Raw genomic sequence first — 22,810 nt, forward strand, 5'->3', positions numbered from 1 at the left:
TCGGACCGCTCACGGCGCGCCGCCGCCGCTCGGACCGCTCACGGCGCGCCGCCGCTCGGACCGCTCACGGCGCGCCACCGCTCGGACCGCTCACGGCGCGCCGCCGCTCGGCCCGCTCGCGGCACACCGCCGCTCGGCCCGCGCACGGCGCGCCGCCGCTCAACCCGCGCACGGCGCGCCGCCGCTCTCCTGCGGGCGGGCGATGCTGGGGAGATGCGCCGTCGGCGGCGTCAGCGATGGTCCTGGAGGCTCACGGCGGGCATGGGGCAGCCCCAGGCCGGCGCCGCCTCGGATCGCCCGCGGTCACCGAGCCGCCCGTCGTAGGGATCGAACGGCCGGAAGGGCCGGAACGGCCTGTGCGGCACGAAGTGCCCATACGGCCGGAAGGGCCTGTACGGCACGAAGTGCCCATACGGCCGGAAGGGCCTGTACGGCCGGAGGTCCCCGCGATAGGGGATATCGTCCGGGGGGATCCGCGCGTCGGCGAGCGTCGGGCTCGCCGTCTCCTCCACGATCGCGAGCTCCTGGACGGGTACCGTGTCCTCCGCTGCCGCGAGCTGCGCGACGCCGAGCGCGATCCCGGGCAGCGCCAGCGCACCGAGCGCTTTCACCAGCTTCATCGGCGACTCCTTTTCACGATCCGAGCGGCTTGCCGGGTGTCGTCCCATGCAGGCTGCGTCCACGGCGATGCAAGCGCGAGGCCCGTCGCGGCGGATCGCCGGGTGCCGCGCGCCGAGGTGTGGATTCCCGAGAGCCTCGGCTCTGCGGCTGGGCGCCCGTCCGGCGAGGCGTCTCGTGTGCAAGGGATGGACAGCGGACAGCGCCCGACGTTGGCGTGCGCGCTGTCCGTACCGGGGTCGGGGCGCGACTCAAGGGGTCACGCGGGCGCCCGAGAGGTCATCGGCGATCGCGGAACGAGGACATGTTGCGGGCAGTCGCGAGCGCGGCGGAGGCGAGGAGAGCGGCGGAGAGGGCGCGGCGAGACAGCGAGGCGCAGCGCATGCTGGCCGAGCTGTTGCTCCGCGACCCGGTGGAGGACCGAGAGCGCGCCGAGGCCGAGGCCGAGCGCGCCCGCGTCGCGGCGATCGAGGCGCGGAAGGCCGAGGCCAACGCGAGGAAAGTGGAGGAGGAGGTGGAGCTGAAAGGGCACCCGCGGAGCGGATCCTATCCGATAACAACGGAACGGTAGACGGCGCTCGATCGATGTAGAAGTCTACAACGATGGCAGCATGGTGACGTGGGACGACGGAATCGCCGTCGGGACGCTGTGAGATGCGCTGAAGAGAGAGCACGATTCGGCCGGGCGAAGGCGGTTGTGTGCCGACGAAATGCGCAATTACCCTCACCACCACCGGAGGATCATCTCATGGCCAAACCCAAGTCCCCGAAGAAGGCATCCGCCCAATCCACACCTGCCGGCTCGTCCGAGGATGCGCCGCCGCCGCTCGTCCTCACTGCCGCGGAGCAGGATCTGCTCGAGCGCTCCCTCAAGCTGCTGGTCAACATCCAGACAACCCCCTTCAGCGCGCGCGCCCGGCGCGAGGGCTATACCGCCGACGAGCATCGCGAAGGCTGGCGGCTGCTCCGGCTCGCCTCGGGCGAGGCGAAGCCGCTCGAGCACCTCTTCGCCGAGGTCGCGGGCGGCGGGGCCGCGGAGGGTGCGGAGCGGCTCCGCCTGCTCCAGGACGTCGACGCCTTCGAGAACACCTGGTTCCCGCGCGCGCGGGCCGTCATTCGCCGCGTCGTCCCCCGCGCCCGCCGCGAGGCCTTCGAGGCCGCCTTCTTCAAGAACCTCGAGCAACAGCCCCTCGGGCCGGCCGTCATCGTGTCGGTTCGCACCTTCCTCTCCCGCCTCGACGGCCTCTCGCAGAGCGACGACGCCGACGCGAAGCAGGTCCGCAAGACGCTCGTGAAGCGCGGCCTGACCGACGAGAAGCTGAACGAGGTCCGCGGCATGCTCGGCAGGCTCGAGGTCGGCGGGGGCTCGCCGCCCGAGCGCAGGGTGTCCGCCGCCGAGCTCGCGAAGGCCTATCAGGAGCAGCGCGAAGGCCTCGACGATCTCCGCGATTGGTTCAACGACTGGGCCACGACCTTCCGGCAGGTGTTCAACGTCAAGGCCCAGCTCAAGCTCGGCCTCACCACGGCCAAACGCGCTTCGACCAGCGGTACAGAGGCCGTCGAGGAGGAAGACGACGGCGCGGAGACCGGCGACGAGGACGCGGGCGACGAGGCGGAGGACGGCGACGACGAGGTGGAGAGCGACGAGGAAGATTCGGAGCTCGACGAGGAGGAGTAGGCGACCGCTCCGTTCCCCGCTCGCCGGGCGCGTCGAACCAGCCACGGAGCTGGCGCGCCTGATCGCGCGCAGAATTCGGTCCGCTGAACGGCGCCTTCGGTCGAGCGAACGAAAGATCCGCTCGCCCGAACCTCGGGCGCGGGTCTCGAGAACGGAAAGCGGGGTCTCGAGGTCCGCCGAGGGGGGTCTCGAGAACGGAAAGCGGGGTCTCGAGATCCGCCGAGGGGGGTCTCGAGAACGAGAGGGTGGCTCTCGAGAACGAAATCCTGGCTCTCGAGAACCGCGCGCGGGGTCTGGAGATGTGCCCCTACCCCGCCGCGCGACCTCGAGACCTCCGATCCCGTGGAACGGAGGCATGTTTCTGCAGCCGCGACCCGAAATCTCGCTCCAGCGACCCGAGATCTCGCTCCGAAGAGCGCCGATCCCGTTCCGCCGCCTTGAAAGCTCGATCCCTCGACCTCGGGAGCGGTCCTCACCGCCGCCCGGCGGCCCCGGCCGACCGCCTTGCGGGCGCCGCGGTCAGCGCGGGGCCGAGTTCGCGACGGCGAGCGCCCGCAGCAGGGTGACCACCGCGATCACGTGGCTGATCCGGCCGTCCTGCATCGCTGCCGTCACCTCGTCGGCGCTCATCACGACCGCCTCGGTGCTCTCGTGCTCGTCGCCCTCGGGCTCGCCGACCCAGCGCGCGCCGCGCGCCAGGTAAAGGGAGCAGCGATTCGCCTGGAGCGCCGGATTCGGGTGCACCCACCCCAGCGGCTCGATCGACGCCGCGGCATATCCTGTCTCCTCGAGGAGCTCGCGCAGCGCCGCGGCCGCCGGCTCCTCCCCGGGATCGACGATGCCGCCCGCCGTCTCGACGGTCACCGCGTCGACCCCGTACCGGAACTGCCGCACCAGGACGAACTCCCCAGCATCGGTGACCGCGGCCACCGAGACCCAGTCGGCGAGCTCGAGCGTGAAGACAGGATATGGCGCGCCTTCGGCCACGACCTCATGGCGATGGACCGCCAGCGGACCGAACGTACCGGCGACCGCCGAGGCGTGCCGGCGAGGGATGGTGATGCCCATCGCGCCTCCCTACTACAGCGCGCCGCCCGCCGTCTTCTCCGGCGCGCCGCCGGCCGACTTCTCCGGCACAGCGCGCGCCGTCTTCTCCGGCGAGGTGCTCGTCGACTTTTCCGCCGCCTTCTCCGACCCTGCGCCCGCCGCCTTCTCCGGCCCTGCGCCCGCCGCCTTCTCCGGCCCTGCGCCCGCCGCCTTCTCCGACACCGCGCTCGCCGCCTTCTCCAGCACCGCGCTCGCCACCGCCGCCGGCGCGGCGCTCGCCGCCTTCTCCGCCACGGGCGCCGGCCTGTCGCGGCGCTCCCGCCGGAGCACCTCCTCCGCGTCGTCGCTGGACACCGCCTCCGTCGCCGACCGCGCCTCGTCCTGCGGCGGCGGCCACGCGGCGACGTAGCGGGGCACCTCGCCGGGCCCGGACGCGTCGATCCAGGACACGGTCCCCGTCCCGGGCGCGCGCACGTCGACGTGCACGAACGAGCTGTTCGGATAATACCCGCAGCCCGTGTCCGCGAGCGCACGGCACGCCGCCGCGAGCTCGTCGTTGCGCACCCCCGCGATGCGCAGATCGAGCGCCCGCCCCGTCTGGTGCAGGCTGCCCTGGCTCTGCGGCCGGTACCCGCTCACGAGCGACACGAGCCGGCCCGGATACCGCCGCGCGAGCGCGTCGATGCGCGTCAGCAGCCCGGGATCGAGCAGCCGCACGCCAGGCGCGACCTCCCCGGCGTGCACCGCGCTCGCCCCGCTCGCCTTGCCGGAAGCGGCTCCCCGCTTGTCGCCCGCCGGCCGCCGCTTGCGGCCCGCCGCTTCCGCCTTCGGCGCAGCCGCGCGCTCGCCGTCCAGGGTCGGCCGCGGCGTGCCCCACGGGCGCGCGAGCAAAGAGAGGGCGCGCCGCGCCTCCTCGCGCGGCTTGCCCTTGCAGTCGACGAGCTCGAGGCGCTCCGGCTCGATCCCGCTCCGATCCATCGAGAGCACCGGCCCATGGCACGGCTTCGGAGGCGCCTCCCTGTCGAGCCCCCTCTTCGCGCCGCGCCGCTTGCTCTCGACCGTCCGCGCCGCCCGCCGCTTCTCCTTCTTCTTCCCCCCGGCCACCTTGGCCGCACCGCCCTGCTTCGCGCCCGCGCCCTCGGCCGCCTGCGACGCCTGCGCGCGGCCGCGAGCCTTCCGACCGCTGGCGCCGCTCGCCGCCTCGTCACCCGCCGCGCCGCTCGCCGCGGACGCGGTCTTCCCGCGGCCACGGAGCGGCTTCTCCCGCGCCTCCGTCCGCTGCCCGTGCTCCGCGCCCGACGGAGACGCGGAAGAGCCCGGCGCACGATCGCCACGATCCCCGCGGCGGTCCCGCTTGCCAGCCTTCTCCTCGGCCTTCGCAGCGGCGTGCGCCCGGGGCAGCACCTCCCCGCGCGCCGGACCCGCCAGGACGGCCGGCACCGCCATGCTCACCAGCGCCGCCAGCGCGGCAGCGCGAGCACGAAAGAGACGCGCTCGCGGCTCCGCGCTGCGCACAGCCCCCCCTGCGTCCCGCGGCGCCGCGCCTGCACTGCTCACGGATCGAAGGCTGATCATGGAAAGCTCCAGTCGGGTCGGGTGCGAGTGGCATCCACCACGGATCGGATCTCCCGGACACGGCGTCCCCGCCCGTCCGCAGGATGTGGGATTGGAAAGGCCGTCGGCGGTCCGCTTCTTGAATCGACCTGGAACGAGGTCATCCGCGTCGAAACTGCGTCTCCGAGACGCCCCTCGTGGAAGGTCAGAAGGGGAGCCCGGAAGCTTGAGGAGCTCGAGAAGGTCGAGGAGCTCGGAAGCCGCGAAGCTCGGAACCTCCGAGCCCCCGAAGACCGAGCGCTCTGAGGACACGAATGTCATGAAGTGCGGAGGGCAGCCCAATTTTCTGCGGCGCTGACCAAAGGCTGTGGTAGGAACCAGCTGCCTCGCGACTGCGGTCGGGTCGTGAGCGCGGTTCCGGGGTGCACGGGGGCACAGCCCCTCACCACGCGGTACCGCGGCCGGGTATCGCCCGGCGCGCTACGCACTGCGGCGGGACCCTGCCTTCACGATCAGCGCGACCAGCGCGATCAGCCCGGAGGCAGGCATCGCGCCCCAGGTGCAACATCGTCCGGGCCATCGCGGATCGCGGGGGAAGCGCCCGGCCAACCACGCACCAGCCTCATTCACCACACCATCGATGCAAGCGGGGCGCCACACGCGGGATGCGGAAGCCGAACCCGGTGGCGCGTCCATGATCGCTCCGAGGTCAGCAGGGGCACGACATGCGGCGAATTCGTAGAGACGCAACCAAGGTCTGGCACAATCCCGAGCTCCACACGGCCTATGGCCGTGGCCAGCCCAACAGCGCGGGGCTGCCGCGCCCAACACAGAGCGGCGAGGACCGGCGGGCCGCGAAGCAACACCGCGCCGCGCTCGAGGCGCTCTTCTCCCCGCGCAAGGAGCCGGAGGCCGAGGACGGCAAGGGCGGGCGCGCCAAGTCCGGGCGCGACGCCGCCTCCAAGGCGCCGGGGCGCATCGTCCTCGCGCCGCCTCCGCAGAGCGACCCGAAGGCCGTCGAGCGCCAGCGGCTCCTGTCGAAGCTGCTCTGCGCGTCGGGCCGGCCCAACATCTCCAAGGCCGCGAACGAGTTCCTCCGCGCCGGCCACACCTTCCCCGCAGAGCAGGACGTGTACCTCCAGCTGCTCGAGCACAGCGACGAGCAGCGCATCCAGGAGGCGATCGACGAGCTCTCGGGCATCCTCGTCGCCGAGCTGCCGAAGCGCCGCGCCGTGCTCGAGTCGCGGCTCCGGCGCATCGAGGAGTTCGCGGAGGAGCCCGCGACGCGCGAGGCCGCCGAGCGCCTGCGCCGCCAGGTGAGCGGCAGGCCCGAGGCCCCGGGCGCGGGCGCCCCCTCGGCCGAGCCGGGCTCCCACGCGCGGCCGTCGAGCCGCGAGGCCGCCCTGCCCCACGCGGCGGCGGACGGCGCGGCCCAGCGCGAGGGCGGCGGCATCTCCGAAGCGAGCGTCGAGGCGGAATGACGCGCGCGGAATTCGAGGCCGAGCTCCGCAAGCTGATCCAGGCGTTCGAGACGGGCACGGGCAACGAGCGGTGCGTCGCGTGCGTCGGGTGCGAGCGCTGCGTCGACTGCACGTTCTGCCGCAACTCGAAGGCGCTCCAGCGGTGCCACTACTGCGTCGACTCGCAGCGCTGCTCCGACAGCACGCACTGCCGCGGCTGCCGCGATCTCATCGCCTGCAGCCACTGCGTCGCGTCCGAGCGGTGCACGCAGTCGTCGTACCTCGTGAAATCGGTCGACTGCACCGGCTGCACCTACTGCTTCGGCTGCGTGGGCCTCGTGCGCAAGGACTTCCACATCCTGAACCAGCCGTACGATCGCAGCTCCTACTTCAAGCTCACGGCGAAGCTGATGCGCGAGCTCGGGCTGAGCACGGGCAGCGGGGCCGAGCCCGCCCCGGCCCCCGCGGCGCGCGCGGCGCAGCGCTAGCGATGCGCGCGGTCGTGCAGCGCGCGCTCGCCGCGCGCGTCGAGGTCGACGGCCAGGTGGTCGGCGCGATCGAGCGCGGCCTCGTGGCCTTCGTCGGCGCCGCGAAGGACGACGACGAGGCCGACGCCGACCACGTCGCGAACAAGGTCGCGGGCCTCCGGGTGTTCAGCGACGAGGCCGGCAAGATGTCGCGCGCGCTCGCGGACGTGCGCGGCGGCGTGCTCGCGATCAGCCAGTTCACGCTCTTCGGCGACGTCCGGCGCGGCCTCAGGCCGAGCTTCGACGGCGCCATGGAGCCCGTGCGCGCCGAGGCGCTGTACGAGCGCTTCGTCGCCGCCCTGCGGGCGCGCGGCCTCGAGGTGGCCACGGGCCGCTTCCGCGCCGACATGCGCGTGTTCGTCGAGAACGACGGGCCGGTCACCATCCTCATCGATTCGAAGCGGACGTTCTGACGCCGCCCGCCGCTCCCCGGAGCGGCCGACGCCCCTTCCCTCCCGGCGTCGCGCGGGCTACGTGGGGCGCCATGCGGATCAGCATCGTGGGCGCGGGGGCGCTCGGGCGGGTCTACGGCGTGCGCCTCGCGGCCCAGGGAGACGACGTCACGTTCGTGGTCCGGCCCGAGCGCGCCGGAGACGCGCGGCCGTTCGTCATCGAGCAGGTGAACAGCGCCGATCGCCGCGACACGCTCGAGCGCCCGCGGCTCGCGGCCGACATCCCGGCCGACGCGGAGGTCGTGATCGTCACGGTGCGCTTCGATCAGCTCGCCCCCGGCGGCGCGGCGCCGCGCCCCGCGGAGGGCAGGACGGTCGCGGACCTCCTGCTCCGCGGGCCTTCGGTCCCCGTCGTCGTGCTCACGCCGCTCCTGCCGCCGCAGCGCGCGAGCCTCGAGGAGGCCGCCCGGCGCCGCATCACCCCCGCGATGCCGAGCGTCTCGGGCTACCTCGATGAGCGCGGCGTCGTCCGCTACTGGATCGTGGGGTTCGCGTCGACGCTCATCGACGACGAGGGAGGCGCCCCCGCGGAGCGGCCGCTGCTGGAGGAGCTCGCGCGCCGCCTCACGAGCGCGGATCTCCCGGCGAGGCTCGATCCGGACGTCGGCGCGCAGAACGCCGCCACCACGACCGCGTTCTTCCCGCTGATCGCCGCCATCGACGCGGGCGGCGGCACGAGCGCCCTCCTCGAGGACGAGGGCGTGCTCGGCACCGCGCTCGAGGCCACCCGGGAGTGCACGGCGCTCGCGGACCGCGTCGGCACGGTCGCCCCCTGGACGAAGCTGCTGACCAGGGCCATCGGACCGTTCACGCTGAAACCCGGCGTCGCGCTCGCGCGCCTCGTGGCCCCCGAGGCGCTGCGGTTCCTCGACGCCCACTTCGGCCCGAAGCTCCACGCGCAGCACCTCGCGATGGGCGCCGCCGTGCTCGCGATGGGGCGCGAGCACGGCGTGAGCCTGCCCGCGCTCGAGCGGCTGATGAGCCTGATCGAGGGCCGCACCGGCGCGCGCTGATCCCGGGCGCGCGTCGGCTCGCGTGCCGGCGCGCGTCAGCTCACATGCCGGCGCACCTCAGCGCGCGGCCGCGAGCTGCGCCGCGAGCGCGATCGCCTCGCGCATCCCGCGCGGGTCGGCCTTGCCCGTGCCCGCGAGATCGTACGCGGTCCCGTGGTCGACGCTCGTGCGCACGATCGGCAGGCCGAGCGTGACGTTCACCGCCTCGCCGAAGCCGAGGAGCTTGCTCGGGATCGTCGCCTGGTCGTGGTACATCGCGACGACCCCGTCGAGCGCGCCCCGCGCCGCCAGCCGGAACGCCGTCTCCGCGCCGACGGGCCCGCTCAGCTCCGCCGCCGGGCCCGAGCGCGCGAGCCGCCGCGCCGCGAGGCGGATGCCCGGCGCGATCCGCCGCTGCTCCTCGTCGCCGAGGAGCCCGCCCTCGCCGGCGTGCGGGTTCAGCGCGGCGACGGCCACGCGCGGCTTCTCGCGGCCGAGATCGGCGAGCAGCCGCGCGAGCCACACCGAGGCGCGCGCCACCTCGCGCGGGCTCACCGCCTCGGGCACCTCGCGCAGCGGCACGTGGGTCGTCACGAGCGCGGTCACGAGCTTGCCCGAGGCGAAGGCCATCGTGACCTCGCGCGCGCGGAGCCGCCGGCCGAGGTGCTCGGTGTGGCCGAGGAAGTCCGCGGATCCCGGCGCGCCGCTCGTCGCGATCGCGTGCTTCGACGCGGGCCCCGTGACCAGCGCCGCCGCGACGCCGTCGCGGACCAGGTCCGTCGCCTCGTCGATCCACGCGAGCTGCGCCGCGCCGTCCTCGGCCTCGGGCCGACCGAACGCGCTCGGCCGCGAGAGCCGCGCGCTGCCCGCCCAGAGGCCGATCGCGCCCGGATCGAGCCGCTCGATGGCGGCGCGCCCATCGACCGCGACCAGCCGGCGGGACGCGACCCGGACGAGCCGCGCGGCCCGCCGCAGGACCGCCTCGTCGCCGACGAGCACGCAGCGCACGCCCTCGACGGACGCCGCGCCGGCCACGGCCACCTCGGGGCCGACGCCGCTGGGACACCCGACGCTGATCGCGACGATCGGCGCCGCGGCGCGACGCGAGCTGCCGCCGCGCCCCGCGCCGCCGCGACCCTTGGCGGCGGTCGTCCGGGCAGCACCCCGGCGATCCGGCGACGTCATCGCGTGACGCGCCGCTCGCGGCCGGGCGTGGCGGCGTCGTGCGCCGACGACGCCGACCGCCGCTCCGCGTGCGCGGCCTCCTCGTCGTCGCCGTCCTCGTCCTCGTCGCCCTCGTCGCCCTCGTCGTCGGCGTCCTCGTCCTCGTCCTCGTCGCGCGGCTCCCCGCGCTCCTCGCCGTGAGCCTCCGCACCGGCGGCGCCGCGCGGCGCCGCGCGCGCCGCGTCGCCGCCCTCGGGACCCCCGGAGCCGGGCAACGGCGACTCGAGCCGGTAGCCGGCCCCGCGCAGCGTGACCAGCGGCAGCGCCGCGCCGAGCTTCGCCCGGAGGCGCCGCACGTGGATGTCGACGGTCCGCGCGCCGCCCTCGTACTGGCTGCCCCAGACGCGCCGGAGCAGCTCTGTCCGCGACACAACCTTCCCGCGGCGTTCGCACACGTACGAGAGCAGCGCGAACTCCTTCGCGGTGAGCGGCACGTGCATGCCGCCGACCGACACGTCGTGGGCCGCGCGGTCGATGACGATCGCGCCCACCTTCACCCGCTCCTCGGTCGCGAACTCGCTGCGGCGCCACTCGACGAGGCGCACGCGCGCGTAGAGCTCGGCCGGCACGTACGGCACGAGGAGGAAGTCGTCGAAGCCGCTCGACGGCTCGATCCGCGCGATCTGCGCGACGCTCACCGCGACGAGCGCGCCGACCTCCTCGAGGCGGGGCTCGCGGCGCAGCGCGCGCAGCGCCGCCGCGGCCAGGTCCGGCCGGTCGAGCGCCTCGACGACGATCGCCCGCGCCTTGCTCTCGTCGTCGTGGAAGAGCCGCGGTGGATCATCCCAGAGATCCAGGGTTCGAACGTCAGCGCCCAGCGAGCGCAAGACCGATGCGGCGCCCTCCTCCCGCTCCAGGTCAGGTCCGTGTCCGACGATGGCAATGAACGAACGACGCGCCATGTCCGCCCCGTATACGGGTGTCACGGCGCGCCGACAAGACGCACCGCGCTAAACCCACCAACACCGCTGCAGGGCTTACCTTCCCCCCGGGGCTCCAGCCTTGGAAAATCAGCCGATCCGCGTCCCGCCGACCGTGATGCGATCGATCTTGATTGTGGGGCAGCCCACACCCACCGGAACGCTCTGTCCGTCCTTGCCGCACGTCCAGATGCCGTCGGAGGTGGCGACGTCGTGGCCGAGCATGGTGACGCGCCGGAGCACCTCGGGGCCGTTGCCGATGAGGTTCACGCCCTTCAGCGGCGCGGTCAGCTTCCCGTCCTCGATGAGGTAGCTCTCGGTGAGCGAGAAGACGAAGTCGCCGTTCGAGATGTCGACCTGGCCGCCGCCGAACTTCTTCGCGAAGACGCCCCGCTTCACGGACTTCACGATCTCCTCGGGGTCGTGCGGGCCGGCGAGCAGGATGGTGTTCGTCATCCGGGGCATGGGCGCGGAGGCGAAGCTCTCGCGCCGCCCGTTGCCGGTCGGCGTGAGCCCGTAGTGCCGGGCCGAGAGCCGGTCGTGCATGTACCCGACGAGCTTGCCGTTCTCGATGAGCGTGCTGCGCTCGGGCTCGTTGCCCTCGTCGTCGACGTTGATCGTGCCGCGCGACTGGAGGAGGGTCGCGTCGTCGACCACCGTGCAGAGCGGGCTCGCGACGTCCTTGCCGACGCGCCCCGCGTAGTTGCTGGTCCCCTTGCGGTTGAAGTCCGCCTCCAGCCCGTGCCCGACGGCCTCGTGGAGCAGGATGCCGCTGTCGCCCGGGGCGAGCACGACGTTCGTCTCGCCGGCGGGCGCGTCGCGCGCGTCGAGCATCGCGACCGCCTGCCGCGCCGCCTCCTTGGCGTGCCACTCCGGCGACCTGTCCTCGAAGTACGCCGTCGTCATGCGCCCGCCGCCGCCGCTCGAGCCTTCCTGGCGCTTGCCGTCGCGCTCGGCGATCGCCCGCACGCCGAAGCGGATGAGCGGCTGGACGTCGTGCGCCATCCGCCCGTCGCTCGTGGCCACGAGCACCTCGCGCACCTCCTCGACGAAGCTGGCCTCGGCCTTGATGATGCTGGGGTCGTAGGCGAGCGCCGCGGCGCTCGCGCGCTCGAGCAGGGCGCGCTTCGCCAGCCCGGGGGCGTCGAGCGAGATGCTGGGCAGCTCGTAGCGGCTCGGCAGCTCGCGCCGCCGGAGCTCGATCCTCGCCGTCCCGCCGGAGCCGGTCGCGATCTGCGCCGCCGTCTCGGCCGCGCGCCGCATCGCGTCCCACGTGAGATCCTCGGTGTAGGCGTACCCGGTCGCGTCGCCCCGCTGGACGCGGACGCCGACCCCCATCGACACCCCGCGCGACGCCGCCTTGAGGATGCCCTCGTCGAAGGTGAACCCGCCCCCCGCCCGGTACTCGAAGAAGAGGTCGGCGTAGTCGCCCCCCTTCGACAGGGCGACCGACAGGAGCCGCTCGCAAAGCGCGGCGTCGACGGCATTTTCTTCTCCAGGAGCGAACGGGGCGCGGTAGGCCTGGCTGCGCGACATGGTGCCCAACTCTAGGTCCATTCGCCGGGGCGGTCGAGAAGCGGCAGCGCTCCGGGCGCCCCTGCCCGGGCGCCGGGCTGCGGAGATGTATGCAGAAATGTGCAAGAAGGCCGCTCGACTGCTATGCTTCGAGTCGTCCTCGCGTCGATGGCGGCGTTTGCCGCCTTCTCCGCGATCTTCGCGAATCCCCGGCCGCTCGGCGCGCTCCTACGACGTCACGATGTAGGGCGCGCTCGTCGACGCGCCTCGACCGGACCGCCCAGCGTCCGACCGGGGCGGGGGCTCGCGGCCACCGCGCCAGGCGGTCGCCGCGTCCCCGCGCGGGCTCGCCCTCCGCGGGCTCGCCCCCGCGGGTTCGCCCTCCGCGGGCTCGCCCCCGCGGGTTCGCGGAGAGCGCGCGCTGCAAACAAGCACCTTGGCGGTAGCTTCGGAACTTCCGAAGCCGCGCGCTTGTACGTGGTAGCGGGATTGGCTAGGTGTTTTTAGATGGCGAAGCGAGGGCTCCCGGCGGGGCGCCCGAGCGACGCCTCGCTGTCCTCAGTAGGAGATTCCCATCGCCGTGGCGGTCGATCGCGACAAGGTACTCCAGACCGCGCAGAAGCTTGTCGAGCGGAAGCGCTACGACAAGGCGATCGCCGAGTACCAGAAGCTGGTCGCGGAGGATCCGAAGGACGTCCGGACGCTGCTCAAGATCGGCGACCTCTACCTGAAGACGGAGGAGTACGTCGAGGCGATCACCACCTACGAGCGCGTCGGCCAGTTCTACTCGCTCCAGGGCTTCGCGCTCAAGGCGATCGCCGTTTACAAGCAGATCCGCGAGATCATCCACAAGCACGTCCCGCAGTACGAGGACCGCTTCGGCCACATCGTCCCGCGCCTCGCCGAGATCTACACGCAGCTCGGGCTCACGAGCGACGCGCTCGCCGCCTACGACGAGGTCGCGACGCGCCTCCTCCGCGCGGGGCGCGACCGCGACGCGATCGACATCTTCAAGCGGGTCGTCGACCTCGACCCGAACAACCCGCTCGCCTACCTCCGCCTCGCCGAGGCGCTCATCCGCGTCCGCGACTACGACGGCGCGATCCAGCGCTTCGGGACGGCGGCCGAGCTCCTGCTCAAGCTCGGCCGGCGCGACGACGCGCTGAAGGTGGTCGAGCGCCTGCTGCAGCACCGCCCGGACGCCCGCTTCGCCCGCATGGCCGCCGAGATCTACCTCGACCGCGGCGATCCGAGCGACGGGATGTCGGCCCTCACCAAGCTGCAGATCGCGTTCAAGGAGAACCCGCGGGACCTGGAGACGCTGGCGCTCCTCGCCCGGGCGTTCGACCTGCTCGGGCAGCCGGCCAAGGCGATCGAGGTGCAGAAGGAGTCGGCGCGCATCGCCAAGGAGGCGGGGCGGGCCGACCAGTTCGCCGCCCTCGTCTCCGCCCTGGTCGCGCGCGCCCCGAACGACGAGGGCGTGCGCCAGCTGGCGGCCCAGCTCGTGCCCTCCTCGCGGGGCACGCGCGCGTCGATCGACGTCGAGCTCGACGAGGACGACGAGGACGAGGCCGAGGAGCTCGAGGTCGAGGACGCCGAGCCCTCGTCCGCGGCGCCGATCCCGCTGCGCGCGGCGCAGCCGTCGACGGCCCCGGTCACGAGCCCGCGGCAGCTCGTCGCGCACGCCGAGAGCCTCCGGCGCGAACGCCAGTACGACAAGGCCGTCGCCCTCCTGAAGGGCGGCGTCGCCCGGCTGCCGTCCGCGCGCGAGCTGCGCGAGAAGCTCTGCGACATCCTCATCGAGGCGGGCGACCAGGACGGCGCCATCGAGCAGATGCTCGCGTTCGCGCAGCAGCTGTCCGGCGAGGGCGCCGTCGACGACGCCGCGCGGCTCCTCGACGAGGTGCTGCTCCTCGAGCCCGGCCACGCCCAGGCGACCGAGATGCTCAACCTCCTCGGCTACGCCGTGCCGCAGGAGGACGAGCTCTCCGACGAGGAGCACACCGGGGCGGAGGTCTCGCCGACGGCCAACGACGCGTACGCGTCCGAGGTGCCGAGCCAGGACCTCTACGATCCCGACGCGCCGCTGCCCGCGTACACCCTCGACGAGGACGGCGTCGTCGAGGCGCTCCCCAGGCGGCCCGAGCTCGTCACGCACCTCGACGATCCGTTCGCGAACGAGCCGCCGCTGCCGAGCTTCCCGATCGACGACGTCGAGGAGGTCGAGGACGTCGAGCCGCTCGAGGAGCTGGAGGACATCGACGACGAGGAGGAGACGGCGTCGGTCAACCCGAGCCGGTCGCCGGCGCACCCGCTGGCGGTCGCCGCGTCGCAGGCGCCGCCGGCGCCCTCGCCGATCTCGTCGATGCCGCCGCCCCCCGTGCTCGCCGCGCCGCCGGCCCTGTACAGCCCGGCGCCGCCGCGGCCGGCGTCGGTCCGGCCGGCGTCGGGGCGCTCCGTGCCGCCGGGGTCCGGGCGGCGCGCGGACGCGCTCGACGAGGACGCGCTCGAGGAGGTCGAGTTCTTCGCGCAGCACGGGATGTTCGAGGAGGCGCGCAACATCCTCGAGGAGCAGCTCGCGCGGCTGCCGAACCACCCGCTCTTGATGGAGCGGCTGCGCGAGGTCACCGAGCTCGCGTCGGAGACGCGCGGGGCGCGCGCGGCGACCGACAACGAGAGCGGCACGCGGGCCGTCCCGCGCGGCAGCGAGCGGCCGGACGAGGACCGCGCGTTCGACATCGCCGAGTCGCTCAAGATGATCGACGAGCTCGAGGTCGCGCCGGGCTCGGTGACGGGCGTCCAGGACGATCCTCGGCAGATCAGCGTCGAGAGCGTCTTCGAGCAGTTCAAGGCCGGCGTCGCGGCGCAGATCTCCGAGGGCGACGCGTCGACGCACTACGATCTCGGGGTCGCGTACAAGGAGATGGGCCTCTACGCGGACGCCATCGCCGAGTTCGAGCTCGCCGCCCGCGACCCCGGGCGAGAGTGCGTCTGCCAGTCGATGATCGGCGTCACCTACCTCCAGATGGGCAACATCGAGGCGGGCATCGACGCGCTCATCCGGGGGCTGCACGCCTCGCACAAGACGGTGGAGCAGGAGCTCGCGCTGACGTACGAGATCGCGGACGCCTACGAGATGCGCGGCGTCCCCGAGCAGGCGCTCTACTACTTCCAGCGCGTCGCCCGGATGAGCCCGAGCTACAGCGATCCGCGCGGCAGCGTCGCGGAGCGGCTGCGCCGCATCGACGTCCCGAAGCCGGCCGCGCGCGCGGTCGGCGCCGAGATGATCGCGGACGAGTTCGACGCCGCCTTCGACGACCTCCTCCCGAGCGGCAAGCTGCCCTGAGCGCGGCCCGCGCGCCGCGCGCGGGCCCGTCGCGCTCACGGAACGCCAGAAATTGGGCCCTGGCCGGCGTCCTCATGTACCGGAGGTGCATGAACCGACCGCTGCTCTTCGCCGCCCTCACCTCGCTCCTGGCCGCCGGCTGCGGCGCCGGGATCGGAACGAACGCTCGAGCTGGCCGCCCGCAGGACGCCGCCAAGGCAGCGGTCCAGGCTGAGCGCGAGGCCCCGGAGCGCGCGAAGGGCGAGGCCGACGCGAGCGCCCCGGCCGCGGAGGAGGCGCCGCCCGCGCGCGCGCCCGGCGATTACGTGGCCTACCGGTTCTCGGGCAGCTTCCGGAGGACGCCGCTGCTCCTCACGCAGCGGGTGGTCGCGCGCGAGGGGGACGTCCTCGTGGTCGACGTGACCCTCGAGGACGGCAAGGAGACCGAGGCGCTGCGCGTCCGGATGAGCGACGCGCCGAGCCGGCGCGGCGAGATCCTCGGCGCGGCGTGGATCGACGGCGGCGCCGAGCGGCCCGCGACCCTCGCGGCGTACGACGCGATGATGGCCAAGACCGCGCTCGCCGCCGACGAGAACGAGGAGGTGCTCGGCACCGAGGCGGTGAACGTCGAGGTCGGCGGCGGCGCCATCGCGTGCCAGAAGACCAGCTTCCGCGTGCGCATCGGCAGGACGAAGGCGACGATGCGCACGCTCCAGAGCGACGACTTCGCCTGGGGCGACGTGGGCGGCGAGATCACCGCCGAGGACGGGCGCGTGCTCTACCGCGCCGAGCTGGTCGACCGGGGCCACGCGGACGCGCGGCCGAGCGCGCCCGTGGCCGCCGCCGGCGCGGAGCCCGGCCTCGCGCCGCGGCCGGCGACGGTGGCGCGGTCCGAGGGCGAGGACGACGGCGAGGGCGACGACTACGAAGACTGAGCGGGCGGAGGCGCGTCGCCCTGGCTCTCCTTGCGGGCGAGGACCTCGCCCGAGCGCACGGCCGCCGCGCGGACCAGGTGGCCCATCTTCGGGTGCTCGGGCTCGACGTCGGGCTCGATGCCCTCGGCGCGCAGCGCCTCCGTGCAGACCGGCCCGATCGACGCCACCATGCCCCGCGCGAGCCCGGCGCGCAGTCGGTCGACGAGCCCCTCCTCGGCCGCCACGAGGAGCGCGTGCTCGACCTGCGCGCGGCTCGTGAAGAGCGTGATCGCCGCGCCGCCGTCGGCCAGGAGGCGGAGCGCCTGCCGGAGCGCCGAGGTGTCCTCCGGGAGCGCCCAGCGGTAGACCGGCACCGGGGTGACGCGGGCGCCGGCCGCCTCGAGCCCGGCGTAGAGCTCGTGGCTCGGCGCGCCGTGCTCCTGCACGGCGATGCGCTTGCCGCTCAGGTCGCCGAGCCCGCGGACGACCTCGAGGATCTCTCGCCAGGTGTTCGGCTCCGGGACGGTGACGAAGCGGGTCACGCCGAGCTCGCGCAGCGCCGCGGCCGGCTTGGGGCCGCGCACGACGAGCTGCACCGACGAGAGCGCCGCGGCCAGGAGGGATACGCCCTGGGCGCCTGCGTCGGCGTCGGGCGCGCCGTCGCCGCCGTGGGCCGGCTCGAGCGCGGGCGCCGCCTCGGCCACGAGCGCGCGGGTCCCGACGCCGGTCATCAGGATGACGAGGTCGAGCTCGGCGCCCGCGAGGCGCCGCGCGAAGTCGAGCGCGCGCTCGTTCCGCTCGATGGGCACCTCGCGGAGCGTCGGCGCCGTGACGGGTACACCGCCGTACCGCTGGATCAACGAGGCCATCTCGGCGGCGCGGCGGCTCTCGAAGGTGATGACGCGGCGCCCAGCGAAGTCAGGCGACGCGGGACGGGAGGGACGGTCGTTCGGGGGGTGCGTGGGCGTGCTCACCCGCGCAGCATAGCCCGGGTCCAGCGCAGGCGGGTTTCGGGCGGTTGACCAGTTTGCTAAGCTCCCTCCTGTGAGCCATCCGATGAGCAACGAGGCTGGCGGGGTCCAGGGGAGCGGGCTCTCGCGTGCGACTTCGGAGAACGACGTCGGCCCCGATCCCGCCATTGGCGCGGGCATCGCGCTGCTCGGCATCTTTCTGATGGGGGTGGGCGGCGCGCAGGGCGCGCACTACCTCTTCAACTTCGGCACGCTCGTGGCGGTGCTCGGGGCCGTCCTGTTCGTCCTCTTCGTGACGCTGACGGCGCTGAAGCAGCGCCGGGCGAGCCGCGCGTCGAGCCCCGACCCGAGCGCCGAGCAGCGAGACGCGCGCGACTGACCGCTCCGCCGGATGGCGCCGCCGATCACGCTGGGGCGCCGCCGATCGGGCGGGCGGCGCCGCTGATCACGCCGGGATGCCGCCGCCGGGCTCGCCGCGATCGTCCGGCGGGGCCGGGGAGCCGGCCTGACCGCCGGCCTGCACGGAGAGGTCCGGCTCGATGTCGGCGAGCGAGACGCCGAGCTCCTCGGCGATGCTCTCGATCTCGGCCCGCTCGGCCGGCGTGGGCGCGCCGTCCGCCGCCGCGAGCCGGATCAGGAGGCGCACGACCTCCACCCGCTCGCTCGCGTTGCAGAGCGCCTTGAGCTCGCGGTAGCAGCGGTCGACCTCGCCCTCCTGGAGCGCGGGCAGCTTGCCCTGGAGGGCGTTGAACACCGCGTCGACCCCGCTCGGCGCGAGGCCGTCGACGTGCGTGAGCAGCTCGCGGAGCAGCTCGTCTTCCTTGTCGGAGAACCGGCCGTCGACGCAGGCGACCTTGCCGAGCAGGACGATGACGGTCGCGATGTAGCGGAGGACCACCGCCTCGTCGTCCGGGAGCGCCGTACGGAGCTCCTTCAGGAGGGCGTCGAGGTTCGGGAACGAGCCCCCCTGCTTCAGGCCCAGCCAGGCGAGGAGTCCCACGGGATGAGGCTACCAGATCCTCGCCGGGCAGGGCAGCCCGGCGGCGCACCGCCCTCGACGACCATCATCCATGCCGGGCGCCTTAGTCCTCGCCCCCGCGGTCCGCAATCCAGTCGTCCACCGGGTTGTCGGACTTCGGGGTCTTCAAGATCGAGCCGTCGGGCCCGTCCTTGCGCACCACGAGCGTGCGCCGCGTCGTGGTGTCGGGCGTCTCGCGCGCGACCACGGTGATGACGTTCACCCCCGGCCGGAGCGGCGCCTCGAACGAGAAGTCGGCCTTCTTCGGGTCCGCGCCGTCGCGGTTCGACTTGTAGTAGAGCTTCCGCGACCCGACGAAGATGAAGGTGTCGAGGAGCCGCTCGCTGTCCGCGGCCGTCCCCGTGATCTTCACGGTGTCGGCGGTCGTCGCCAGCGCCGCGGCGGCGATGTCGAGCGTCGGCGGCGCGTGCGAGTAGACGTCCTCGAACGCGACCGCCGCGGGCGCCTGCCCGCCGCCCGGGCCCACCTCCCGCGACGCGACGAACGCGAAGCGGCCCGCGCCGAGATCGACCTTGAGGAACCCGCCGGGCGCCTCGCCGAGCACCTTGACCACGGCGCCCGCCGGGAGCCGACCGAAGCCGCGCGCGCTCGCCTCCGGCGACGGGAGCAGCGTCGCCCCCTGCGCGCCGGCCTTCACCGTGGAGCCGCCGCCCGTGAGCTGCACGCGCGGCGAGATCGGGATCTTCACCTTCTCGCTGGCGAACTCGCGGAGATCGCGATCGCCCACCGAGAGCGAGAGGGTCGCCTCGGGCTCGGACAGCTGCGGCTCGACGTCGAAGCTGAAGACCACCTTGCGCACGTCGCCCGGCTTGATGTTCGAGACGTCGAAGCGCCCGGCGTGCAGCAGGAGCCCGTCGCCGGAGAGGTTCGCGATGTTCGCCTGCGTCTCGTACGACGGCCCCTTGCCGACGTTCTTGACGGTCAGGTACATGCTGACCCGCTCGCCCTTCTGGATGAGCCCGTCGCCGTTGCCCTCGCGGTCGTCGACGATCTGGTAGGCGTACTGGAAGAGCGGCCGGTCGAGCGCGCGCACCGTGGGCCGGATCTCGACGGCGGGCGGCTCCGGCGCGCCGGCGACCTCGAACTTCACCTTGAGCCCGTCGCTCCGCGAGAGGGCGTCCATCGGGATCTTGCAGACGCGCTTCTCGTTCGCCTTCCGCGGCCTCGTCGAGCCGACCTTCCGCCCCTCGACCTCGCACCAGCCGAGCGGCGCCTTCGCCGTCTTCGTCTGGCCGGGGCCGATCTTGCCGAAGATGAGCTCCTTGCTGTCGAAGTACAGGTTGTCGCTCTCCGTCGTCCCGCGGAGGCGGTAGACCGGCTGCTTGCCGTTGTTCTTGACCGTGACCTTGAGCTCCATCGGCTGGCCGGCGACCACCTCGGCGTTCGGGCGATCGGTCTCGACCTTCACGTCGAGCTCGGACTTGGCCGCCGCCGTCGCGGCCGCCGTCGTCGCGGCCTCGGGCGCGTCGGACCAGTCGACGCCGAGCTTCCCCAGCTCGGCCGCGACCTTGCCGAGCTCCTCCTTGCCGACCTGCTCGATGTAGTCGTGCACGGCCCGGAGCTGCTGGATCCTCGGGGTGCTCGGCGGCATCCGCGTCGCGAGCTCCCGCGCGAAGCGGATGGGGAAGTCGAGGGCGAAGTCCTCGTCGATGTCGCCCCCGCGATCGCGCATCTCCTCGCGATCGGCGCTGGTGAGCTGGTAGCGGACGACCTCGGACGGCTTGCCCGCCGCCGCCGCCCGCGCGTTCGAGAGGTGCGCCGAGAGGTCGCGCTCCCGGATCCCGTCCTTCTGCACGGTGAGATCCATCTCGAGCTCGTCGACCGTCATCGGATCGAGCTCGATGTCCGGCGTGACCCCGACGCCCTGGATCGAGACGTCGCCCGGCGTCAGGTACTGCGCGATCGTCAGCTTGAGGGCCGCCTTCTCCGCCGTGACGTCGGGGAAGACGAGCTGCACGCTGCCCTTGCCGAACGTCTGCGAGCCCACGATGACGGCGCGGTCGTTGTTCTTCAGCGCGCCCGCCACGATCTCGCTCGCGCTCGCGCTGTTGCCGCTCACGAGCACCACGATCGGGTACGGCGGCTCGGTGCCGGGGCCCTTGGCGCGCTTCTCCTCGCGCCCCTCGGAGGCGCCGACCGTCGAGACGATGACCCCGTCGGCGAGGAACTTGTCGGCGATGCGCGCGGCCTGATCGAGCAGGCCGCCCGGGTTGCCGCGCAGGTCGAGCACGAGCCCCTTCAGCTGGCCCTTGGCGCGCAGCCCGTCGAGCGCCGCGTCGAGCTCCGCGGTCGACGTCGCCTGGAACGTCTTGAGCCGGACATAGGCGATGCCGCCGTCGAGCGCGCGCGACTCGACGGACCGGACCTTGATCACCTCGCGGGTCAGCTCGAACGCCTTCGGCCCCTGCCAGCCGCCCTCGCCGTCGCGGGTCACCCACACGGTGACCGCGGTGCCGGGATCGCCGCGGAGCCGCCGCACGGCGTCGTCGAGCGGCATGTTGAGCGTCGACTCGTTGTTGATCTTCACGATCCGATCGAGCCGCTTGAGCCCCGCCCGGCCCGCGGGCGTGTCGGGCATCGGGTTCAGGACGGTGAGCATCTGATCGCGGATCGAGATCACGACGCCGAGCCCGCCGAACGCGCCCGACGTGGAGAGGTTCATCTCCTTGTACGCCTCGGGGCTCAGGAACGACGAGTGCGGGTCGAGCGTGTGCAGCATGCCGTTGCACGCGGCGTACTCGACGTCGCGCAGATCGACCTCCGTGCCGCGGAGGTTCTTCTGCAGGAAGGCGAAGACCTCGCGGAGGCGCGCGGAGACGTCCCAGGGGCCCTGGATGTTGTCGATCCGGAACTTCTTCTCGCTGGTCTCGACGCGGACGGTGACCTCGTTGGGATCCTCGTTGAGGACGATCACCTGCGCGACGTCGCGCTGCACGGCGTTCAGCGCCGAGAGCAGCATCTCCTTCGGCTTGACGCGATCCGGCTCGACGTACTTGTCCCGGATCATCTTGAGCGTCTCGTTCACGGCCTCGAGGCGGGTGAGGTCGTACGGCGCCTTGGCCACCTGCCCGGTGACCGCGAGCGCCGGCTCGAACCCACGCCAGAGCCCCCCGGGGCCGAACTGAAGAACGAAGTACGCTGCCAGCGGGAACGCGGCGGAGACAACGAGCGCCTTGACGATGCGCTCCAGGAGTCGGTGGGGCATACGGCGCTCGAGTATAGACGCGCGCCGGCGAGCGTCGACCGACGTCGACCCGCCCCGCCCTCGAGCGCCGCGTCCGGCGCGGGCGCTACACGGGCTTGTGGGTGTCCTCTTCCTTCACGTCGGGCTTCGCGGGGAGCTGCTTGGCGGCGTCCTCCTCCTCGTCGTCGCGGATGCCCTTCTTGAAGTTCCGGATGCCCTCGCCGATCCCCTTGCCGATGTCAGCGATCCTCCCCGCGCCGAAGAGGAGCAAGGCGAGCCCGATGAGAAGGGCGATTTCCAGCGGTCCGATGCGGCCCATAGCGATCTTCCCTCGAAGGCTGCCGCGCGCGCGGCGACAGGTGGCGGGCCACCGCCCGACACCGGTGGACCCATACCACCCATCCTCCGCACGGGCAATGCAGCGCTCGGTGCCTCGAAACCCGTGCTAGGCTCGCTCAACCGGCTTCGCTGGCGGAGATGGGACGCGCGCGCGCACTCGCTCCGTCAGCGGTTCACAAATCGAGAACGGCGCGACGGCTCAGCCAGGGCCGCCGGCCAGCCGGCCGGACCGGGCGCGAGCGCGACGCGCGGCCGGCGGCGGTCCTGCGCGGGAGCCCTCGCGGGCCCCGCGACCATCGAGACGGGGAAAACACGATGCCGATCAACCGCATGAATCGAAAGGCAGCGCAGTATCTGGCAGGAGCGTCGGTGGCGGCGGCGGTGCTCGCCGGCGCTCCCGAGCGCGCGAGCGCCCAGCAGGCGAGCGACCCGGTGAGCGTCGACGGCAAGGGGATCGTCGGCGGCGCGCTGCTCGGCGGCGAGGTCGTGATGCTGACCATGGGGGCCATCGGGGTCGAGCGCGCCTGGCCGTACCTCGTCTTCGGCGGGCTCGGCGCGGTGGGCGGCGGCGTCGCCGGCTACTTCATCGAGGCCTCGGAGCCGCCCGCGGAGGTGCCGCTCTACATGCTCGCCGGCGGCATGGCGCTCGTCATCCCGACCCTCGTCGTCACGCTCAACGCCACCGCGTACAAGCCCCCGGGGAACGACCAGAGCGAGCCGATCCGCAACGAGCCGGCCGCCGAGCCTCCCCAGCCGGGCGTCAACGTCCAGATCACGACGGACGCGGCGCCGCTCCTCCGGGGCACCCGCTGGGAAGAGCCCCGGCTCGGCCTCGTCGACGTCTCGCCGCGCCGGGTCGCGCTCGGCATGCCCGCGCTCTCGCTCAGGCCGCTGTACTCGCAGGACGAGATGTTCAAGTTCGGCGTGGCGCAGGGGCACGAGCTCCGCGTTCCCGTCCTCCGGGCGTCCTTCTGACCGGGGCAGCGCCGGGCCGGACGGCGATCCTTCCGACCGGGGCAGCGCCGGGCCGGACGGCGATCCGGGCCCTCCG

20 protein-coding genes are annotated in these 22,810 nt (G+C 73.4%); 10 read left to right on the plus strand and 10 right to left on the minus strand.

Annotated elements, in window-relative coordinates:
* Nucleotides 1-230: 230 nt before the first annotated feature.
* On the minus strand, nt 231-620 hold the full coding sequence (locus tag WME83_RS38185; protein ID WP_437314628.1) for a hypothetical protein: 390 nt from the start codon (nt 618-620) through the stop codon (nt 231-233).
* 302 nt (nt 621-922) lie between these two features.
* On the opposite strand from WME83_RS38185, the gene WME83_RS38190 reads away from it, so the two are divergent.
* Entirely contained in the window at nt 923-1,189 is a 267-nt protein-coding gene (locus tag WME83_RS38190; RefSeq protein WP_437314629.1) for a hypothetical protein, read from the plus strand.
* A gap of 126 nt (nt 1,190-1,315) precedes the next feature.
* A complete protein-coding gene (locus WME83_RS38195) occupies nt 1,316-2,296 on the plus strand; it encodes a hypothetical protein (protein WP_437314630.1) in 981 nt (326 codons plus the stop codon).
* A 519-nt stretch (nt 2,297-2,815) separates the two neighbouring features.
* On the opposite strand, the gene WME83_RS38200 is transcribed toward WME83_RS38195, so the two are convergent.
* Nucleotides 2,816-3,364, minus strand: coding sequence for an NUDIX hydrolase (locus WME83_RS38200; protein ID WP_437314631.1), 549 nt, complete (start codon nt 3,362-3,364; stop codon nt 2,816-2,818).
* Nucleotides 3,365-3,376: 12 nt separating this feature from the next.
* Nucleotides 3,377-4,789: a YcbK family protein gene (locus WME83_RS38205; protein WP_437322090.1), complete on the minus strand. Its 1,413-nt coding sequence runs from the start codon at nt 4,787-4,789 to the stop codon at nt 3,377-3,379.
* A gap of 833 nt (nt 4,790-5,622) precedes the next feature.
* Here WME83_RS38205 and WME83_RS38210 point away from each other — a divergent pair.
* The 4 genes from WME83_RS38210 (at nt 5,623) to WME83_RS38225 (ending at nt 8,349) form a co-directional block, all read left to right on the plus strand.
* Nucleotides 5,623-6,378 (plus strand): hypothetical protein, encoded by a 756-nt coding sequence (locus WME83_RS38210; RefSeq protein ID WP_437314632.1) that lies wholly within the window; start codon nt 5,623-5,625, stop codon nt 6,376-6,378.
* The gene (locus WME83_RS38215; protein WP_437314633.1) at nt 6,375-6,845 is read left to right on the plus strand and encodes a hypothetical protein; all 471 of its coding nucleotides are present in this window, start codon (nt 6,375-6,377) and stop codon (nt 6,843-6,845) included. The genes WME83_RS38210 and WME83_RS38215 overlap by 4 nt, the downstream gene beginning before the upstream one ends.
* Nucleotides 6,846-6,847: 2 nt before the next feature.
* Nucleotides 6,848-7,297 carry a D-aminoacyl-tRNA deacylase gene (dtd, locus tag WME83_RS38220; protein ID WP_437314634.1) on the plus strand — a complete coding sequence of 150 codons (450 nt, stop codon included), beginning with the start codon at nt 6,848-6,850 and terminating at the stop codon, nt 7,295-7,297.
* 71 nt (nt 7,298-7,368) lie between these two features.
* Nucleotides 7,369-8,349 carry a ketopantoate reductase family protein gene (locus tag WME83_RS38225; protein ID WP_437314635.1) on the plus strand — a complete coding sequence of 327 codons (981 nt, stop codon included), beginning with the start codon at nt 7,369-7,371 and terminating at the stop codon, nt 8,347-8,349.
* A gap of 57 nt (nt 8,350-8,406) precedes the next feature.
* Here the strand turns inward: WME83_RS38225 and pdxA are convergent, their stop codons facing one another.
* The 3 genes from pdxA to WME83_RS38240 all read right to left on the minus strand — a co-directional run bounded on the left by pdxA (nt 8,407) and on the right by WME83_RS38240 (nt 12,008).
* Entirely contained in the window at nt 8,407-9,513 is a 1,107-nt protein-coding gene (gene pdxA, locus WME83_RS38230) for a 4-hydroxythreonine-4-phosphate dehydrogenase PdxA (RefSeq protein ID WP_437314636.1), read from the minus strand.
* Nucleotides 9,510-10,454 carry a winged helix-turn-helix domain-containing protein gene (locus tag WME83_RS38235; RefSeq protein WP_437314637.1) on the minus strand — a complete coding sequence of 315 codons (945 nt, stop codon included), beginning with the start codon at nt 10,452-10,454 and terminating at the stop codon, nt 9,510-9,512. Before WME83_RS38235 ends, pdxA begins: the two co-directional genes overlap by 4 nt.
* A gap of 108 nt (nt 10,455-10,562) precedes the next feature.
* The gene (locus tag WME83_RS38240; protein WP_437314638.1) at nt 10,563-12,008 is read right to left on the minus strand and encodes a TldD/PmbA family protein; all 1,446 of its coding nucleotides are present in this window, start codon (nt 12,006-12,008) and stop codon (nt 10,563-10,565) included.
* Between the two features lie 559 nt (nt 12,009-12,567).
* Between WME83_RS38240 and WME83_RS38245 the strand changes: the two genes are divergently transcribed.
* Both WME83_RS38245 and WME83_RS38250 read left to right on the plus strand, forming a co-directional pair.
* Nucleotides 12,568-15,333, plus strand: a complete 2,766-nt coding sequence (locus WME83_RS38245) for a tetratricopeptide repeat protein (protein WP_437314639.1) — start codon at nt 12,568-12,570, stop codon at nt 15,331-15,333.
* Between the two features lie 89 nt (nt 15,334-15,422).
* Nucleotides 15,423-16,247: a hypothetical protein gene (locus tag WME83_RS38250; RefSeq protein ID WP_437314640.1), complete on the plus strand. Its 825-nt coding sequence runs from the start codon at nt 15,423-15,425 to the stop codon at nt 16,245-16,247.
* On the opposite strand, the gene WME83_RS38255 is transcribed toward WME83_RS38250, so the two are convergent.
* Nucleotides 16,235-17,200: a uroporphyrinogen-III synthase gene (locus WME83_RS38255; protein WP_437314641.1), complete on the minus strand. Its 966-nt coding sequence runs from the start codon at nt 17,198-17,200 to the stop codon at nt 16,235-16,237. The two genes, WME83_RS38250 and WME83_RS38255, sit on opposite strands and share 13 nt — an antisense overlap.
* Before the next feature lie 82 nt (nt 17,201-17,282).
* Here WME83_RS38255 and WME83_RS38260 point away from each other — a divergent pair, with 82 nt between their 5' ends.
* Nucleotides 17,283-17,576 carry a hypothetical protein gene (locus WME83_RS38260; RefSeq protein WP_437314642.1) on the plus strand — a complete coding sequence of 98 codons (294 nt, stop codon included), beginning with the start codon at nt 17,283-17,285 and terminating at the stop codon, nt 17,574-17,576.
* Nucleotides 17,577-17,642: 66 nt separating this feature from the next.
* On the opposite strand, the gene WME83_RS38265 is transcribed toward WME83_RS38260, so the two are convergent.
* The 3 genes from WME83_RS38265 to WME83_RS38275 form a co-directional block, all read right to left on the minus strand.
* On the minus strand, nt 17,643-18,197 hold the full coding sequence (locus tag WME83_RS38265) for a TerB family tellurite resistance protein (protein ID WP_437314643.1): 555 nt from the start codon (nt 18,195-18,197) through the stop codon (nt 17,643-17,645).
* Between the two features lie 82 nt (nt 18,198-18,279).
* Nucleotides 18,280-21,441 (minus strand): MXAN_5808 family serine peptidase, encoded by a 3,162-nt coding sequence (locus WME83_RS38270; protein ID WP_437314644.1) that lies wholly within the window; start codon nt 21,439-21,441, stop codon nt 18,280-18,282.
* Nucleotides 21,442-21,526: 85 nt separating this feature from the next.
* Nucleotides 21,527-21,739 (minus strand): twin-arginine translocase TatA/TatE family subunit, encoded by a 213-nt coding sequence (locus tag WME83_RS38275; protein WP_129578729.1) that lies wholly within the window; start codon nt 21,737-21,739, stop codon nt 21,527-21,529.
* Nucleotides 21,740-22,089: 350 nt separating this feature from the next.
* Here WME83_RS38275 and WME83_RS38280 point away from each other — a divergent pair, with 350 nt between their 5' ends.
* A complete protein-coding gene (locus WME83_RS38280; protein WP_437314645.1) occupies nt 22,090-22,734 on the plus strand; it encodes a hypothetical protein in 645 nt (214 codons plus the stop codon).
* The last annotated feature ends 76 nt before the right edge of the window (nt 22,735-22,810 follow it).

Origin of the sequence: Sorangium sp. So ce385, assembly GCF_051474135.1 — a bacterium.
Taxonomy (GTDB): Bacteria; Myxococcota_A; Polyangia; order Polyangiales; family Polyangiaceae; genus Sorangium; species Sorangium cellulosum_D.